Raw genomic sequence first — 15,978 nt, 5'->3', positions numbered from 1 at the left:
CGCCGCCGGATCGGTTGCGCCTAGACGGCGAGGCCGAGCCCGGCCCCGACCGAGGATTCCTCGGCCCGGTCCAGCAGGCGTTGCAGCGCCGCGCCGCGGGCGAAATCGGGATCGACCGCGCCCTCGCCCCGGATCGCGGCGACGAAGCGCTGGTAGATCGTCGGCACCGGCGGGCAGTCGACCTCGTGCCAGGCGGCGATCTCCAGGTCAGGCGACAGGCAGGCGCGCAGCCGGCTCACGCGGTTCTCGAAGCAGACTTCCAGCCCGCCGCGGTCGCCATAGATCCGCAGCCGCAGGTCGTTCAGGTGCCCGGAGGCAAAGCGCGTCGCCGCCACCGTCCCCAGCGCGCCGTTTTCCAGCACGATCTGCATGGTGGCGCTGTCGTTGGCGTCCAGCACATAGTCGCCGATCCGCCCGCCCGGCGCCTTGTCGAAGGTCTTGAGCAGGCAGGAAACCTGCGCCGCGTCCTGCCCGGCGATATAGGTGGCGAAATCGAGGATATGGATGCCCACATCGCCCAGCACCCCCTTGGAGCCATGCGCGGTCGAGACCCGCCACAGCCATTTCGGGTCGGTGCGCCAATCGCCCCAGCCGGGCTGGGTCAGCCAGCTTTGCAGGTAGCTCGCCTCGAAATGCCGCACCGCGCCGATCTCGCCCGCGCGGACCATCGCGGCGGCCTTTTGCAGCGCCGGCACGTCGCGATAGCTGAGATTGACCATGTTCACCACGCCCGCCCGCGCCGCCGCCTCGGCCATCGCTGCCGCATCCGCGGCATTGGTGGCCAGCGGCTTTTCGCACAGCACATGCTTGCCCGCCGCCAGCAGCGGCATGGTGGTCGGATAATGCGCGGCATCCGGCGTCACGTTGGTCGCGGCGTCGAACGCGCCCCAGGCCAGCGCCTCGTCCAGGCTGGCGAAGCCGCGGGCAATGCCATGTTCGGCGTTGAAGGCGGCCAGCGGCTCGGGCCGCGGGTCCACGCCGCCCACCAGCTCGACGCCGGGAATGCCGGCGAAGGCACGGGCATGGTTCGCCGCCATGCCGCCGGTGCCGATGACGAGAAGCCGGACCATCAGCGATAGCCCTCCTCGCCGGCGGCATGCAGCCTGGGACCGCGTTCCTCGATCGGCTCCAGCGCCTGTTCGACCGGGACATTGGGCGCGACGGTCGGCTCGGCCAGCCGCGCGGCCGGGTTATGCGCCCATTTCACCGCGTTCAGGATCACCCGCTGCACATTGGCGTCGTGATAGGTCGGATAGGTCTCGTGGCCGGGGCGGAAATAGAACACGTTGCCGGCCCCGCGCTTGTAGGTCAGGCCCGAGCGGAACACCTCGCCGCCGGCAAACCAGCTGACGAAGACCGTCTCCAGCGGCTCGGGCACGCCGAAGGGCTCGCCATACATCTCCTCGTGCTCCAGCTCGAAATGATCGGGCAGGCCGGCGGCGATGGGATGGTTGCGCGAGGTCAGCCAAAGCCGCTCGCGCTCGCCCGCCTCGCGCCAGGTCAGGTTGCAGGGCGTGCCCATCAGCCGCTTGAAGGGTTTCGAGAAATGCGCCGAATGCAAAAAGATCATGCCCATGCCGGACCAGACCGCCTCGGCCACGCGCTCGACCACCGCGTCCTGCACCTCGCCATGGGCGCAATGGCCCCACCAGATCAGCACGTCGGTTTCGGCCAGCCTCTCGGCCGTCAGCCCATGCTCGGGATCTTGCAGGGTGACGCTGCCGGCCGCGATCCCGTCATCGCGGTTCAGCGCCGCGGCGATGGTGTTGTGCATGCCGTCCGGGTAGATCCCGGCGACGGTCTGGTTCTTCTGCTCGTGGACGTTCTCGCCCCAGACAGTGACTCGGATGGTCATTCATCGCTCCTTGTTGCTCCCCTGCGGAAGCGGGTGGTGGATTCAGCGGATCGGCGCGTCGTTGGCGTCGAAACGGTGCAGGTGGCCCAGGCGCGGCCCAAGGTTCAGCCGCGTGCCCAGCGGCCGGGCCAGCTTGCCCGGCTGGCGCACGACCAGCGGCTCGGCGGCGCCGATCTCGACGAAAAGGTAATGGTCGGCGCCCAGATCCTCGGCATGGACGACCTCGCCCGACCAGGGGCCGGCCTCGACGATGTCGATATGCTCGGGGCGGATACCCAGGGTCGCGCAGTCATGCGCATGCGCGAAACCGTCGGTCAGGAAGTTCATCTTGGGACTGCCGATGAAGCCGGCGACGAAGGTCGAGTTCGGCCGCTCGTAAAGCTCGGCCGGCGTGCCCACCTGCTCCAGCCTGCCGTCGCGCAGCACGGCGATGCGGTCGGCCAGCGTCATCGCCTCGACCTGGTCATGGGTGACGTAGATCATCGTCACGTCCTCCATGCCGTGATGCAGCCGGGCGATCTCCAGCCGCGTCTGCACGCGCAGCGCCGCGTCGAGGTTCGACAGCGGCTCGTCGAACAGGAAGACGCGCGGGTCGCGCACGATGGCGCGGCCGATGGCGACGCGCTGGCGCTGGCCGCCGGACAGTTGCTTGGGCAGGCGGTCCAGCAGGTGCTCGATCTGCAACAGCCGCGCCGCCTCGCGCACGCGGCGGTCGATCTCGGCCTTGCCGGCCTTGGCCAGCTTCATGCCGAAGGCCATGTTGTCATAGACCTTCATATGCGGGTAAAGCGCATAGCTCTGGAACACCATGGCGATGCCGCGGTCCGAGGGCACCAGGTCGTTCACCCGTTGCCCGTCGAACAGCATGTCGCCGCTGGTGATGTCCTCCAGCCCCGAGACCAGCCGCAGCAGCGTGGACTTGCCGCAGCCGGACGGGCCGACGAAGACCATGAACTCGCCCTTGCGGATCTCCAGGTCGATGCCCTTGATGACCTGCAAGCCGCCATAGGATTTGGTGACGTTCTTCAACTCGATCTTGGCCATGGTTCAACCTTTCACGCCGCCGGCGGTCAGGCCCGCCACGATCTTGCGCTGGAAAATGAGGACGAGGACGATCAGCGGCACCGTCACGATGACCGAGGCGGCCATGATCGGACCCCAGGGGATCTCCTGCTCGGAGGCGCCCGAAAGCAGGCCGATGGCCACCGGCACGGTGCGCATGCTTTCAGTGCTGGTGAAGGTCAGCGCGAACAGGAACTCGTTCCAGGCGCCGATGAAGGCCAGAAGCCCGGTGGTCACCATCGCCGGCCACAGAAGCGGCAGGAAGACGCGGGTGATGATGATCCAGGGGCTGGCGCCGTCGACGATCGCCGCCTCCTCGATCTCGACCGGCAGGTCGCGCATGAAGGTGGTCAGCACCCAGACGGTGAAGGGCAGCGTGAAGATCGTATAGGACAGGATCATCGCCCAATGGGTGTTGAAGATGCCCAGGAAGCGCACCAGCTCGAACAGCCCGGCCAGCACGGCGATCTGCGGGAACATCGACACGGCCAGGATGGTCATCAGCAGAAGCCCCCGCCCCCGGAACCGCACCCGCGCCAGCGCGTATGAGGCGGTGACGCCCAGGAACAGCGACAGCCCCACCGTGGCCGTGGCGATGATCAGCGAGTTGCCGATGGAGTAAAGGAAGTTCCTCGACCCCAGCACCGCCTGGTAGTTGCGCAGGTCGAAGCCCGCGGGCAGGTAGTTCACCCGAAACAGCGCCGTCCCCGAGGCGAAGCTGGTCACGACGGCATAGTAGAAGGGAAAGACCGAAAAGACGACGATCACCACGACCAGCGCGTAAAAGCCGATCCGTTTGAGCAGCTTGTGACGGGTCATTTCGAGCCCTCCCCGCCCAGGTCCACGCGGCCGAGCCAGATATAGGCGCTGACGAAGACGGCGATGATCGCGAAGAGCAGCGTCGATTGCGCCGCGCCATAGGCGAACTTGTCGAAGTCGATCATGTTCTCGCGGCTGATGACCGACATGGTCTTGGTGGCCGAGCTGTTCGGCGTCAGCACATAGATCAGGTCGAAGATGCGCAGCGCGTCCAGCATGCGGAAGATCACCGCGACCATCAGCGCCGGCTTGATCAGCGGCAGGGTGACGCGGAAGAACACCTTGACCGGATGGATGCCGTCGATCCGCGCCGCCTCGTAGATGTCGCGCGGCACCATCTGCAAGCCGGCCAGGATCAGCAGCGCCATGAAGGGCGTGGTCTTCCAGATATCGACGATCAGCACGGCGGTCATTGCGGTTTCGGTGCTGGCGGTCCAGGCGATCTTTTCGCTGATCAGCCCCAGCCGCAGCAGGATGTCGTTCAGGATCCCGAACTGGTCGTTCAGCATCCAGGCCCACATCTTGGCCGAGACGATGGTCGGGATCGCCCAGGGGATCAGGATGGCGGCGCGCACCAGGGCGCGGCCCCTGAACTCGGCATTCAGCACCAGCGCCACGATCAGGCCCAGCACCGTCTCGAACCCGACCGAGATCAGCGAGAAGCGGACGGTGTTCCAGACCGCGTTCCACCAGGCCGGATCGACCAGCGTGCCGCGCCAGACCACCCGCCCCGAGGACAGCGTGCGCATCGACAGGTAGTTGTCGAAGCCGATCCATTCGCCGCCATAAAGGTTCGACAGCGTGGTGTTGGTGAACGAGAACCAGATGGTGCGCGCCAGCGGCCAGGCCGCGACGCAGAGCAGCGCGAAAAGCATGGGGGCCAGGAACCAGAAGGCCGCCCTTTGCCGACGCTGCCGCAGGCTGGGACCGCCGCTGCGGCCCGCGATGGGGTCAGTCATGGGGAAACTCCTCATCGGCCGCAGGGGCCGGTCGGGGCCGGCGCAAACCCGCCAGCCCCCGCCAAGCGCCTTACCAGCCCGAGCCCTGCATGTCGCTCAGCTCCAGCTCCAGCAGCTCGAGGTTCTCAGCCGCGCTGCCGTTGCCCGACAGCGTGTCATGCACGGCCGACCAGAATTTCGACGAGACCTCGTTATACTTGTTCTTGGTCGGCCCCGAGGGGCGCGGCACCGCATCGGCGAAGACCTCTTTCCAGCGCGGGATCAGCGGCACCGCCTCGGCGATCTCGGCATCGTCGTAGAGCGCGACCACGGTGGGCAGGTTGCCGTCCAGCAGCGCGCGGCGTTTCTGCGCCTCGGCCGAGGCGAGATAGAGCGCCAGATCGACCGCCGCCTCCTGCTTGGTCGAGAATTTCGACACCGCGACGTTCCAGCCGCCCAGCGTCGCGGCCGAGCCGGCCTCCTCGGTGCCGGCTGGTAGCGGCGCCACGTTGAACTTGTCCTTGACCGCGCTGTCCGCGCCGCCGCTCAGCGCGAAGGCATAGGGCCAGTTGCGCATGAAGACCGCGTTGCCGGTCTGCCAGACGCCGCGCGCCTCTTCTTCCTTATGGGCCAGCACGCCGCGCGGGCTGATGGTGCCGATCCAGCCTGCCGCCAGTTCCAGCGCCGCCACAGCCTGCGGATTGTTGATCGAGACGGTGCCGTCCGCCTCGACGATCTGGCCGCCACCAAAGGATTTCACCCATTCCAGCGCGTTGCAGGTAAGCCCCTCATAGGCATTGCCCTGCCAGACGAAGCCCCACAGGTCGCCCTGTCCCGCGGCCCGCTCGCCGTCCTGGATCAGCTTGGCGGTCTCGGTCAGTTCGGCCCAGGTCCTGGGCACCTCCTTGCCGTATTTCTCCAGCAGGTCGGTGCGGTAATACAGCGCCGGGGCATCGGTATAGAGCGGCAGCGCCACCAGCTTGCCGTCCGAGGTCTGGCTTTCGATGACCGAGGGGAAATGCTCGCCGACAATATCCTTGGCCGCCTCGGACAGGTCGACGAAATATTCGGAAAGCTGCGGCGCCCAGATCACGTCGGTCTGATACAGGTCAACGTCCTTGGTGCCCGCCGCCAGCCACAGCCGGTATTGCGCGAACTGGTCCGAGCTGGACTGCGGCATCGGCACCAGCGTCACCGTGTGGCCGGTGCGTTCCTCCCAGGGCTTGACCAGTTCCTTGAAATGCTCGGCCTGCTTGCCGACGCCGCCCGCGACATAGAACAGCTCGTCCGCCACGGCAGGCAGCGCGATGCTGCCCATGAGCGCGGCCAATGCGACCGGGCGCAGCGCGCCCCGGCTGATACGTCCCATCCTCATCCTCCCCTTGGTAAAGGCGCCTCCCAGCACCGTTCGCAGTATCGGGCCTGCCTGCCTCGGCCCGTTCCGAAACCTTTCGGGAAATTTCTACCGCATCCGGCCGGTCCGGTCAATAATTCCGACGAAACCCGCCGGAACCGGGCGGCGGGCTGCAAGAAACCGTGCGTTTCCTGGGAAAAACCGTATCGTCGCGCCGGGCGGCGCGACGAACGCGCGGGACAGCGGATGTCATGCGCTAACATCAGACAGCGCGTTTCGCCGACAAGGGCGCTTTCGCGGCCGAATCACCGGCGCAGGGCTGGGAATCACCCGCCAAGCCGTTTTCCAAAACATTTCGGAGACGAAAACCGGCCCGCCCGCCGGATGGGGAAGCGGCGCCGGAAATCCGGCGCCGCAAGACTTCAGCCGTTCAGCAGGCGGCGCAGGCTGGCCAGGGCGCGCTCGCGATCCTCCTGATAGCCGATCAGCCCGGCATAATCGCCGTTGCCGTCAAAGAGCAGCATGGTCGAGGAATGGTCCATGGTATAGTCGCCCCCTTCCAGCGGCGACTTGCGGGCATAGATGCGGAACGCCTTGATCGCCTTGGCGACCTCTTCCGGCGCGCCCGAGACCCCGACCACGCCCGGCACCCAGGACACGTATTCGCGCAAGGCCTCGACCGTGTCGCGCTCGGGATCGACGGTGACGAAGAACACCCGCAGTTTCTTGCCGTCCTCGCCCAGTTCCTCCTGCCAGCTGGCGACGTCGCCCAGCGTGGTCGGGCAGACATCCGGGCAATGGGTGAAGCCGAAGAACACCGCCGAGGGCTGGCCCTTCAGCGCGGCCTGGCTGAACTCGGTCCCGTCGGTCGCCACCAGCCGGTAGTCGCCCCGCCCCAGCGCCGCCGTCCCGGCATCGGCGATCGAGCCCGTGCCCGAACCCGAGCGGGGCGAGACGAGCTGGAACCAGCCCAGCCCGGCCAGCGCCAGCACGACCAGCGCCCAAAGCGCATAGCGCAGCGGTTTCAACCCGGATTTGCCCTTAGTGTCCGCCATGGCCACCTCCTTTTTGCGCCCCGGCATTGCGCGGCCCGACCGCCAGCGGCAGGCTGACCTCGCCCGCCTTTTCGAAGCTCAGCGTGACATTGACCGTTTCGCCCTCGACCAGCGGCTGCTTCAACTCCATGAACATCAGGTGATAGCCGCCGGGCTTCAGTTCGACCGTGGCCCCGGCCGGAATCGCCAGGCCATCGGGCAGTTCGCGCATCCGCATCACCTCGCCCTCCATGGCCATCTCGTGAATCTCGGTGCGGCCGGCGAAATCGGCATGGGCGGCGACCAGCCGATCCTCGTCCCCGCCGTTGGCGATGGTCAGGAAGCCGCCCGCCACCGGCGCGCCGGGGGGCGTGGCGCGGCTGAAGCCGCCGCTGAGCGCCAGATCGCCCAGGACCACCGGACCGCCGGCAGCCGCGGCCTGGGCATCAGGCCCATGCCCGTGCCCGTGGCTATGCCCATGCCCGTGATCGGCCTTGCCCGCCGTGACCGTCAGGCCCGGCGCCGGGTTCGGCACCTCCTTGCTGCCCGAAACGTCGGTCCAGTCCGCCTTGCCCTCTGCGCATTCCTGCACGGTGGGGAAATACAGCACCGTGCCCGGCGCCACATCCGCGCCGACGGTGCCGCGGATGACGAACTCGTCATACCAGTCGTCCTGCAACGCACCGCCGGACCAGACCACCTCGCGCGTGCCCTCGGTCATCTGGGTGCCGTGATTGTCGAAGGGCCGGGCATAGGCGCCCTTCACCGTCTCCAGCGTCCAGCCCGGCTTGGGCATGGGCTTGGCGTTGTAAAAGCCCTCGGGCAGTTCGACCCGCAGGGTGTGGGTGGTCTGGCCGTCGCAACCATGGCCGATGCGGATCACCGCGCGATAGGCGGCACCGGCCGCGGCCTCGGATTTCTCCAGCGTGGCATGGGACAGGGCGGGACCGGCCGCAAGGCCCAGAAGCGTGGCGCAAAGCGCGCCGAAAACAGGATTTTGCATGATCGTTCTCATCTTGTGGAAAAGGCGCCGCCGGGCCCTGGCCCGTCGGCTGCCGAAACAGGATTCCGTCAGATGAGGCGCGGCGGTCCGCGCGCCGAGGGCTCAGGCAGGGCCGAGGCATGCGGCGGGGCCGGCGGCGCCGGCCAAAGCGCAAGGCGCGCCGCAGCGGCAAGGGGCTGGGGCGCGTCGGCCACGGCGCCCTGCAACAGCGGCTGGCCATGCGGCGCCCAGGCGCAGGCATGCGGATCGCCATGCGGGATCTCGTCGGCCGGGACCAGGCTGCCATCGGCGGCAACGGCCATCTGCACCGGCCCCTCGCCCGAACACAGCACGATGGCGACGGCGCCCTGCGCGTCGCGGGCGATCATGGTGCCGGGCTGGATCAGCGAGAACAGCAGGAAAGGCAGCACCGCCAGCCAGCGGCCCAGGCGCCAGAGCGGCCCGCCGCGTCCAAGCCCCGTCGTCCGATGTCCGCTTCGACCCTGCATGGGCGCAGCCCTGTCAGAAATCCGCGCCGGAGGAAAGGGACAATATGCCGCGATCACCGGCGAATCGTCCGCGCCAGCACGATTACCGGCAGGATGCCGATGACGACGATGATCAGCGCGACGATGGCCGCGTCCTCATAGGTGCCGCGCGCCGCCTCGCCGTAAAGATGGGTCGAGAGCGTCTCGAAGTTCAGCGGCCGCAGCAGCAGCGTCGCCGGCAGTTCCTTGACGCAGTCGACAAAGATCAACAGCCCCGAGGCCGCCAGCGCCGGGCGCGAGATCGGCACATGCACCTGCCGGAACACCTGGCCGGGGCTGCGGCCCAGCGTGCGCGCCGCATGGTCGAGCGAGGCGGGCACCCGGCTGAGCCCGGCCTCGATCCCGCCGGTGGCGATGGCCAGGAACCGCGCGACATAGGCATAGACCAGCGCCGCGCCCGAGCCCAGCAGCAAAAGCCCCGGCCCCGCGCCCAGCAGCGCCTGCGAGACGGCGGCGATCTGCCGGTCGGCCAGCGCGATCACCGGCAAAAGCCCGATGGCCAGGATGGTGCCCGGCACCGCATAGCCCAGCGTCGAAAGCCGCGCCATGCTGCGGGTCAGGCGTCCGGGCCGCATCCGCGCCGCCCCCGTCACGACCAGGCCCAGCAGCAGCGCGACCAGCGTCGCCGCCGCGGCGAACAAGGCGGTATTGCCGGCCTCTTCGATGATGCGCGGCGAAAGCCCGGCAAAGCGATAGCGCGCCCAGGCCGCGCTGGCCAGATACCAGGCCGGCGCCGCGAAGCCCAGGGCGACCGGCAGCGCGCAGACCAGCATCGCACCCCCGGCCCGCCAGCCGCGCAGCCGCATGCGCCGCAGGGGCTGCGCACCCGCCGCATAGCGCTGGCGCCGGCGGCCGCGGCGCTCCAGCATGACCAGCGCCATGGTGATGGCCAGCATCGCCAGCGCGATCTGTGCCGCGCCCGGCAGGTCCGAGCGGTTGATCCAGGTCGAATAGACCGAGACGGTCAGCGTGCGCACGCCCAGGAACTCGGCCGCGCCGATGTCGTTCATCGCCTCCATCAGCGCAAGCGCGGTGCCGATGGCGACGGCGGGCCGCGCCAGCGGCAGGGCCACGCGCAGGAAGGTGGCGACCGGTCCCGCCCCCAGCGTGCGCCCCGCATCCAGCAGATTGCCCGCCTGCATGGCGAACAGCGCCCGCACCGGCAGGTAGACATAGGGGTAAAGCACCAGCCCCAAGAGCAGGATGCAGCCGGGCATCGAGCGGATGTCGGGCAGGCGGAACTCGCGCGGGCTGGCATAGCCCAGCCAGCCGCGGATCACGCCCTGCACCGGGCCGACCGGGTGCAGAAGGTCCAGATAGGCATAGGCGACGATATAGGTCGGCACCGCCAAGGGCAGCAGCAGCGCCCAGCCGAAGATGCGCCGCCCCGGAAAATCGCAGGCCGCGACCAGCCAGGCCGTGACCGTGCCGAGCGTGGCGACGATGGCGCCGACGCCCAGAAGCAGGATCACCGTCTGCCGCGCCGCGACCGGCAGCACATTGCTGACCAGATGCGCCCACAGCCCCGGGCTGCCCCGCAGCGCGAACAGCCCCAGCGCCAGCACCGGCAGCAGAACCAGCGCGGCGACGGCCAAAGCCGCCGCCTGCCAGCCCATCCCCGCGCGGACGCGGGGGATTCGTGTCAGTTCCGGGGTCATGCGGCCTGCGTCCGCGGCGGGTTCAGTTGTCGAATCCCACCGCCTCGGCCAGTTCGCTCGCCGCCTTGCGCTGGCGGGCGATCTCGGTCAGGTCGGTGCCGTCGACCTGAAGCCCCGCCATGTCCTCGATCACCGGGCTGACCGCCACGCCGGGCTTGACCGGGTATTCGAAATTCGCCTCGGCATAGATCCTTTGCGCCTCATCCGAGACCAGGTATTCCAGCAGCTGCACCGCCTGGTCGCGGTTCGGCGCATGCTTGGCCACCGCGGCGCCCGAGACATTGACCTGCGTGCCGCCGCCCTCGAAAGTGGGCAGGATGACCTTGATCGCCTTGACCCATTCCTCCTGCTCGGGGCCGCCGGCGCCGCTGCGCATCAGCCCGACGTAATAGGAATTGGCGATGCCGATCTCGCAGATGCCGCCCATGATGTCGCGCGCCACGTCGCGATCGCCGCCGCCGGCGGTGCGGGCCAGGTTCGCCTTGACGCCTTCCAGCCAGGCCTTGGCGGCCTCTTCGCCGTGATGCACGATGTAAGAGGCGGTCAGCGCCACGTTATAGGGGTGCTGGCCCGAACGGATGCAGACCTTGCCCTGCCATTCCGGCTTGGCGAGGTCTTCATAGGTGAAGCTCACCAGATCCAGATCCTTGTCGGCGTAAAGCACCCGCGCGCGCTGCGACAGCGCGAACCAGTTGCCGTCCTTGTCGCGCAGGTTTTCCGGGATGGCGGCGGCCAGCGCCTCGGATTCGACGGGCTGGGTCAGGCCACGGTCGACCAGGTCGACCAGGTTGCCAATGTCCACGGTCATCAACACATCGGCGGGCGAGGCGTCGCCCTCCTGCTCGACCCGCTCGGGCAGGCCGTCCTTGAGGAAGATCGTGTTGACCTTGACCCCGGTGGTTTCGGTGAACGAGGCCAGCAGCGGCTCGATCAGGTTCGGCTCGCGCGTGGTGTAAAGGTTCACTTCCTGGGCGCTTGCGGCGACGGCCTGCGCCGCCAGCAGGATACCGATCACTCCAGATAGTCCGACACGCATTCCCTGTCCTCCTTGCGATTTCTCGACATGTTTACTAAACTAATTAGTAATGTAAACTATTCTCATGCGGTTGCGGTCACGAAGGGATGCCGATGAACCAATTCGCCAGCCCTCCCGACTGGGCCAGCCAGGTGGATGCGCGCGTTGCCGCACCCGATACCCCGTCCCCGCCCATGCTGGAGGTCGAGGCGCTGTGCCGCCGTTTCGCCGGCGTGGCGGCGGTCGAGGATGTCGGCTTCAGCGTGGCGCCCGGCCAGGTGACCTGCCTGCTCGGCCCTTCGGGCTGCGGCAAGTCCACCACGCTGCGCATGATCGCCGGCATCGAGCGGCCCGATTCGGGCGTCGTGCGCATCGCCGGCCGGCCGATGTCGGAAGGCGGCGCCTTCCTGCCGCCCGAGCGCCGGCCGGTCGGGATGGTGTTCCAGGATTTCGCACTGTTCCCGCATCTGGACGTGGCGGCGAATGTCGGCTTCGGCCTGCGCGGCCCGGCGCGGCAGGACCGCGACCGGATCGCCGCGCTGCTGGAGCGGGTGGGCCTGGCCGGCCATGCCGCGAAATACCCCCACGAGCTTTCGGGCGGCGAGCAGCAGCGCGTGGCGCTGATCCGGGCCCTGGCGCCACGGCCCTGCCTGATGCTGATGGACGAACCCTTCTCCAGCCTCGACCACCGGCTGCGCGACGGGGTGCGCGACGCGGCGCTGGACCTGCTGCGCGAAACCGAAACCGCGGTGGTGATGGTCACGCACGACCCCGAGGAGGCGATGCTGATGGGCCATCGCATCGCCGTCATGCGCCGGGGCCGGCTGATCCAGGAAGGCCGCCCGGACGAGCTTTACGACCGCCCGGCCGACCGCGGCGTCGCGGCCTTCTTCTCGGACCTGAACATCGTCGCGGGCCGGGTGGCGGGCGGGCGGGTGCAGACCGTGCTGGGCGCCTTTCCCGCCCCCGGCCTGGCCGAGGGCAGCCGAGCCGAGGTCGCCGTCCGCCCGCAGCACCTGGTCCCGGCCGAGGCCGGCGGCACCCCGGCGCGGGTCGAACGCGCGCGCTATCTGGGCCGCGAAAGCCTGATCGAGATCCGGCTGGAACCCGGCGGTGCAGCGATGAAATCGCGCATTCCCGGCCTGGTCCTGCCCGCGCCGGGCAGCCTGATCCGCGTCGCCGCCCAGCCCGGCAGCGCCATGGTCTTTGCCTGCGAGAACGAATAGGATCGGCCGCCCTTACTCGGCCGCCCCCTATTCGGCCGCCGCCCGGCAGGCGGTGCCGGCCTCCAGCAGCGCGCGGATCTCGGGCCGGCACGAGCCGCAATTGGTGCCCGCCCGCAGCGCCTGCCCCACTGCCTCGACCGAGGTCAGGGCCTGGCTGGCAATGGCCCGCACGATGCTGTTCACGCCGATGCCAAAGCAGGCGCAGACCAGCGCGCCCTCGTCCGGGCGGTCGGCGCCGGGGCGGCCGGCCAGCACCTCGGCCCCGCCCTCGCCCAGCAGCGCCGCGACATGGCTGCGCGACAGGCCCACCGGCCCGGGCGCCACGAACAGCGCCGCCCGCAAGCGCCCCTCGCGCAGGAAGGCCAGCCGCACCTGCCCGCGGGCGCGGTCATGCAGCACCAGCGGCTCGTCCGACAGGCCGAACAGCGCGCGGGCATGGGCGGTCCAGTCCTGCGGCATCTCCAGCCCGGCCAGTTCGGCCTGCTCCCCGCGGGGCAGCGTCGCCCGCGCCCAATAGTCGCAATCCGGCCGGATCGCGCCGGCCGAGACGGCAAAGCCGAACCAGCGCGCGGCAAAGGGCCGGATCGCCACCGGTGCCGATTTCAGCGCCGGCTGGCCCGAGACCGGATCGACCGTCCCCGGCACCAGCGCATCGACCCGGCCCGAGGGCGCGGTCTCTCTGGTCCAGTGCATCGGGGCGAAGGGATGGCCCGGCGCCACCCGGTCGCTGACCAGCACCCGCAGCACGGCCCGGCCCTGCGGGCTTTCGACCTCGGCCAGACTCGCGGGGGCCAGGCCCAGCCGGGCCGCGTCGCTTGGGTGCAGTTCCAGGAAGGGCTCTGCCAGGTGGCGCGACAGGCGCGGCGACAGGCCGGTGCGGGTCATGCTGTGCCAATGGTCGCGCACCCGGCCGGTGTTCAGCCGGAACGGATGATCCCCGCCGACCGGCTGCGGCGGGCGCGGCGTGACCGCGACCATCCGCCCCCGGCCCGAGGGCGTATGGAACCGCCCGTCGCCAAAGAACCGCCCGCCCTGCCTGCCCGCCGATTGCGGCCAAAGGAAAGGCTCCAGCGCGTCATATTCCGCCTGGGTGATGCCGGCATGGGCCGAGATGTCGAAATCGCTGCCCAACCCGCCCGCGATGCCCGACAGCGCGGCATGTTCGGCAAAGACCTCGGCCGGGCTGGTCCAGCCGAAGGCCCCCGGCCAGCCCATGCGGCGCCCGACCTCGGCCAGGATGCGCCAGTCGTCGCGCGCCCGCCCGGCGGGGGCCAGCGTCCGGCGCTGGCGGCTGATGCGGCGTTCGGAATTCGTCACCGTGCCGTCCTTTTCGCCCCAGCCGGTCGCCGGCAAGGCCACATGCGCCAGCCGCACGGTGTCGGTCCGCGCCATGATGTCCGAGACAACGACGAAATCGCATCCGGCGATGGCGCGGGCGACGCGGTCGGCCTCGGGCATGGTCGCGGCGGGGTTGGTGCAGATGATCCACAGCGCCTTGATCCGGCCGTCCTCGACGGCGCGGAACATGTCCACGGCCTTCAGCCCCGGCCGCTCGGCCATGCGCGGCGCGTTCCAGAAGGCACGCACCGCCTCGCGATGCGCTGGGTTCTCGATCTCCAGGTGGCAGGCCAGCATGTTGGCGAGCCCCCCGACTTCGCGCCCGCCCATGGCATTGGGCTGGCCGGTGACGCTGAACGGGCCCATGCCCGGCCGGCCGATGCGGCCGCTGGCCAGGTGACAGTTCAGGATCGCATTCACCTTGTCGGTGCCGCTGTCGGACTGGTTCACACCCTGCGACCAGACCGTCACCACCTTGTCGCTGTGCAGCCACAGGTCGAGGAATTGCCTGATCTGGCTGTGCGCCAGCCCGGTGGTCGAGGGCAGCGTCTCGCGCGCGGCGGCCATGGCATCCTCGATTCCCTCCAGGTTATCGGCACAGATCTCTGATTTTCTGCCGATTTCTGCCAGAAGCAGGTTGAACAGCGCCGAATCCGACCCCGGCGCCAGCGGCAGATGCAGGTCGGCGATGTCGCAGGTGGCGGTGCGGCGCGGATCGACCACAACGACCCGCGTGCCCCGCGCCTCGCGCGCCGCGGCCAGCCGCTGGTAAAGCACCGGATGGCACCAGGCCAGGTTCGAGCCGACCAGCACCACCGTATCGGCCAATTCTATATCCTCGTAGAGCCCCGGCACCGTGTCGGTGCCGAAGGCCCGCCGGTGCCCCGCCACCGCCGAGGCCATGCAGAGCCGCGAATTGGTGTCGATATTGCCCGAGCCGATGAAGCCCTTCATCAGCTTGTTGGCGACATAGTAATCCTCGGTCAGCAGCTGCCCCGAGACGTAGAAGCCGACCGAATCCGGCCCGTGCTCGGCGATGGTTTCGGAAAACCGGCGCGCGACCAGATCCAGCGCCTCGTCCCAGCCGGCCTCGCGCCCGTGGATACGCGGGGCAAGCAGCCGCCCGGCATGACCAATTGTCTCGCCAAGCGCCGAGCCCTTGACGCAAAGCCGGCCCTTGTTCGCCGGATGATCGGGATCGCCGGCGATGCCCAGCCCGCCGCGGCCGTCCGGCGCGGCCAGCACGCCGCAGCCCACGCCGCAATAGGGACAGGTTGTGCGGATGCTCTGCATGGCGACGCTCATTCGGCGGCGACCGGGACGGGCTCGGCGGCCTCGGGTTCGCGCCGGGGCGAGGTCTTGTGATGCGTGGCATAGATCATCGCGCCGACAAAGGTCAGCCCGCCGACCAGGTTGCCCAGCACGGTCGGGATCTCGTTCCAGATCATGTAGTCCATGATGGTGAACTGGCCGCCCAGCAGCAGCCCGGCCGGAAACAGGAACATGTTCACGATGGAATGCTCGAAGCCCATGTAGAGGAAGATCAGGATCGGCATCCACATGGCGATGACCTTGCCCGAGACGCTGGTGGACATCATCGCCGCCACGACGCCGGTCGAAACCATCCAGTTGCACATGACCGCGCGGACGAACAGCGTCAGCATCCCCGCCGCGCCATGGGCGGCATAGCCGATCGTGCGCCCCTCGCCGATATGGCCGATCTGTTCGCCGACCGCGTTCGGCGCCTCGGAAAAGCCGAAGGTGACGATGATCGCCATGAACACCGCGACGGTGAAGGCGCCGGCGAAATTGCCGCAAAAGACCAGGCCCCAGTTGCGCAGCATGCCCTGGACCGTCACCCCCGGCCGCCGGTCGATCAGCGCCAGCGGCACCAGCGTGAACACGCCCGTCAGCAGGTCGAAGCCCAGCAGGTAGAGCATGCAGAAGCCGACCGGGAACAGCAGCGCGCCGATCAGCGGCTCGCCGGTGTTCACGGTGACGGTCACGGCAAAGGCGGCGGCAAGCGCCAGGATCGCCCCGGCCATATAGGCGCGGATCAGCGTGTCCTTGGTGGACATGAAGACCTTGGCCTCGCCAGCGTCGATCATCTTCTTCGCGAAATCGGCAGGATTGACGTAGGACATGATGC

14 protein-coding genes are annotated in these 15,978 nt (G+C 68.9%); 1 reads left to right on the top strand and 13 read right to left on the bottom strand.

The genetic code is table 11. The annotated features are described in order from the left end of the window. Positions 1–20: 20 nt before the first annotated feature. The 11 genes from ACNKFW_RS14080 to ACNKFW_RS14030 form a co-directional block, all read right to left on the bottom strand. Entirely contained in the window at positions 21–1,070 is a 1,050-nt protein-coding gene (locus tag ACNKFW_RS14080; RefSeq protein ID WP_024842515.1) for a Gfo/Idh/MocA family protein, read from the bottom strand. Beyond that, complete coding sequence (locus ACNKFW_RS14075; protein WP_024842514.1) at positions 1,070–1,855, bottom strand: ThuA domain-containing protein; 786 nt, start codon at positions 1,853–1,855, stop codon at positions 1,070–1,072. Before ACNKFW_RS14075 ends, ACNKFW_RS14080 begins: the two co-directional genes overlap by 1 nt. Before the next feature lie 42 nt (positions 1,856–1,897). Next, positions 1,898–2,899, bottom strand: coding sequence for an ABC transporter ATP-binding protein (locus ACNKFW_RS14070; RefSeq protein ID WP_147429093.1), 1,002 nt, complete (start codon positions 2,897–2,899; stop codon positions 1,898–1,900). Positions 2,900–2,902: 3 nt separating this feature from the next. Further along, complete coding sequence (locus ACNKFW_RS14065) at positions 2,903–3,736, bottom strand: carbohydrate ABC transporter permease (RefSeq protein WP_024842512.1); 834 nt, start codon at positions 3,734–3,736, stop codon at positions 2,903–2,905. After that, positions 3,733–4,695 (bottom strand): carbohydrate ABC transporter permease, encoded by a 963-nt coding sequence (locus ACNKFW_RS14060; RefSeq protein ID WP_114669360.1) that lies wholly within the window; start codon positions 4,693–4,695, stop codon positions 3,733–3,735. The genes ACNKFW_RS14065 and ACNKFW_RS14060 overlap by 4 nt, the downstream gene beginning before the upstream one ends. A gap of 70 nt (positions 4,696–4,765) precedes the next feature. Continuing rightward, positions 4,766–5,992, bottom strand: a complete 1,227-nt coding sequence (locus ACNKFW_RS14055; protein WP_418025538.1) for an ABC transporter substrate-binding protein — start codon at positions 5,990–5,992, stop codon at positions 4,766–4,768. 458 nt (positions 5,993–6,450) lie between these two features. Further along, entirely contained in the window at positions 6,451–7,083 is a 633-nt protein-coding gene (locus ACNKFW_RS14050; RefSeq protein WP_024842509.1) for an SCO family protein, read from the bottom strand. Continuing rightward, positions 7,070–8,065: a DUF1775 domain-containing protein gene (locus ACNKFW_RS14045; protein ID WP_147429095.1), complete on the bottom strand. Its 996-nt coding sequence runs from the start codon at positions 8,063–8,065 to the stop codon at positions 7,070–7,072. Before ACNKFW_RS14045 ends, ACNKFW_RS14050 begins: the two co-directional genes overlap by 14 nt. Positions 8,066–8,133: 68 nt before the next feature. Next, a complete protein-coding gene (locus tag ACNKFW_RS14040) occupies positions 8,134–8,553 on the bottom strand; it encodes a DUF2946 family protein (RefSeq protein WP_024842507.1) in 420 nt (139 codons plus the stop codon). Positions 8,554–8,606: 53 nt separating this feature from the next. Further along, positions 8,607–10,250 (bottom strand): ABC transporter permease, encoded by a 1,644-nt coding sequence (locus ACNKFW_RS14035; protein ID WP_024842506.1) that lies wholly within the window; start codon positions 10,248–10,250, stop codon positions 8,607–8,609. A 22-nt stretch (positions 10,251–10,272) separates the two neighbouring features. Continuing rightward, positions 10,273–11,286, bottom strand: a complete 1,014-nt coding sequence (locus tag ACNKFW_RS14030; protein ID WP_147429096.1) for an extracellular solute-binding protein — start codon at positions 11,284–11,286, stop codon at positions 10,273–10,275. 92 nt (positions 11,287–11,378) lie between these two features. Between ACNKFW_RS14030 and ACNKFW_RS14025 the strand changes: the two genes are divergently transcribed. Next, complete coding sequence (locus ACNKFW_RS14025) at positions 11,379–12,491, top strand: ABC transporter ATP-binding protein (RefSeq protein ID WP_024842504.1); 1,113 nt, start codon at positions 11,379–11,381, stop codon at positions 12,489–12,491. Between the two features lie 27 nt (positions 12,492–12,518). Here ACNKFW_RS14025 and ACNKFW_RS14020 read toward each other — a convergent pair whose 3' ends face one another. Beyond that, complete coding sequence (locus tag ACNKFW_RS14020; RefSeq protein WP_147429097.1) at positions 12,519–15,122, bottom strand: nitrate reductase; 2,604 nt, start codon at positions 15,120–15,122, stop codon at positions 12,519–12,521. A gap of 8 nt (positions 15,123–15,130) precedes the next feature. Further along, complete coding sequence (locus tag ACNKFW_RS14015) at positions 15,131–15,973, bottom strand: formate/nitrite transporter family protein (protein WP_147429098.1); 843 nt, start codon at positions 15,971–15,973, stop codon at positions 15,131–15,133. Positions 15,974–15,978 lie beyond the last annotated feature (5 nt).

Source organism: Paracoccus sp. TD-10 (assembly GCF_048270675.1).
GTDB classification, from domain to species: domain Bacteria; phylum Pseudomonadota; class Alphaproteobacteria; order Rhodobacterales; family Rhodobacteraceae; genus Paracoccus; species Paracoccus pantotrophus.
This window is presented reverse-complemented; position numbering and strand designations above follow the sequence as displayed.

Excerpts from the sequence above, each read along its gene's own strand:
- ACNKFW_RS14080 (WP_024842515.1), bottom strand. The coding sequence starts at position 1,070 with ATGGTCCGGCTTCTCGTCATCGGCACCGGCGGCATGGCGGCGAACCAT.
- ACNKFW_RS14075 (WP_024842514.1), bottom strand. The coding sequence starts at position 1,855 with ATGACCATCCGAGTCACTGTCTGGGGCGAGAACGTCCACGAGCAGAAG.
- ACNKFW_RS14070 (WP_147429093.1), bottom strand. The coding sequence starts at position 2,899 with ATGGCCAAGATCGAGTTGAAGAACGTCACCAAATCCTATGGCGGCTTG.
- ACNKFW_RS14065 (WP_024842512.1), bottom strand. The coding sequence starts at position 3,736 with ATGACCCGTCACAAGCTGCTCAAACGGATCGGCTTTTACGCGCTGGTC.
- ACNKFW_RS14060 (WP_114669360.1), bottom strand. The coding sequence starts at position 4,695 with ATGACTGACCCCATCGCGGGCCGCAGCGGCGGTCCCAGCCTGCGGCAG.
- ACNKFW_RS14055 (WP_418025538.1), bottom strand. The coding sequence starts at position 5,992 with ATGGGCAGCATCGCGCTGCCTGCCGTGGCGGACGAGCTGTTCTATGTC.
- ACNKFW_RS14050 (WP_024842509.1), bottom strand. The coding sequence starts at position 7,083 with ATGGCGGACACTAAGGGCAAATCCGGGTTGAAACCGCTGCGCTATGCG.
- ACNKFW_RS14045 (WP_147429095.1), bottom strand. The coding sequence starts at position 8,065 with ATGCAAAATCCTGTTTTCGGCGCGCTTTGCGCCACGCTTCTGGGCCTT.
- ACNKFW_RS14040 (WP_024842507.1), bottom strand. The coding sequence starts at position 8,553 with ATGCAGGGTCGAAGCGGACATCGGACGACGGGGCTTGGACGCGGCGGG.
- ACNKFW_RS14035 (WP_024842506.1), bottom strand. The coding sequence starts at position 10,250 with ATGACCCCGGAACTGACACGAATCCCCCGCGTCCGCGCGGGGATGGGC.
- ACNKFW_RS14030 (WP_147429096.1), bottom strand. The coding sequence starts at position 11,286 with ATGCGTGTCGGACTATCTGGAGTGATCGGTATCCTGCTGGCGGCGCAG.
- ACNKFW_RS14025 (WP_024842504.1), top strand. The coding sequence starts at position 11,379 with ATGAACCAATTCGCCAGCCCTCCCGACTGGGCCAGCCAGGTGGATGCG.
- ACNKFW_RS14020 (WP_147429097.1), bottom strand. The coding sequence starts at position 15,122 with ATGCAGAGCATCCGCACAACCTGTCCCTATTGCGGCGTGGGCTGCGGC.
- ACNKFW_RS14015 (WP_147429098.1), bottom strand. The coding sequence starts at position 15,973 with ATGTCCTACGTCAATCCTGCCGATTTCGCGAAGAAGATGATCGACGCT.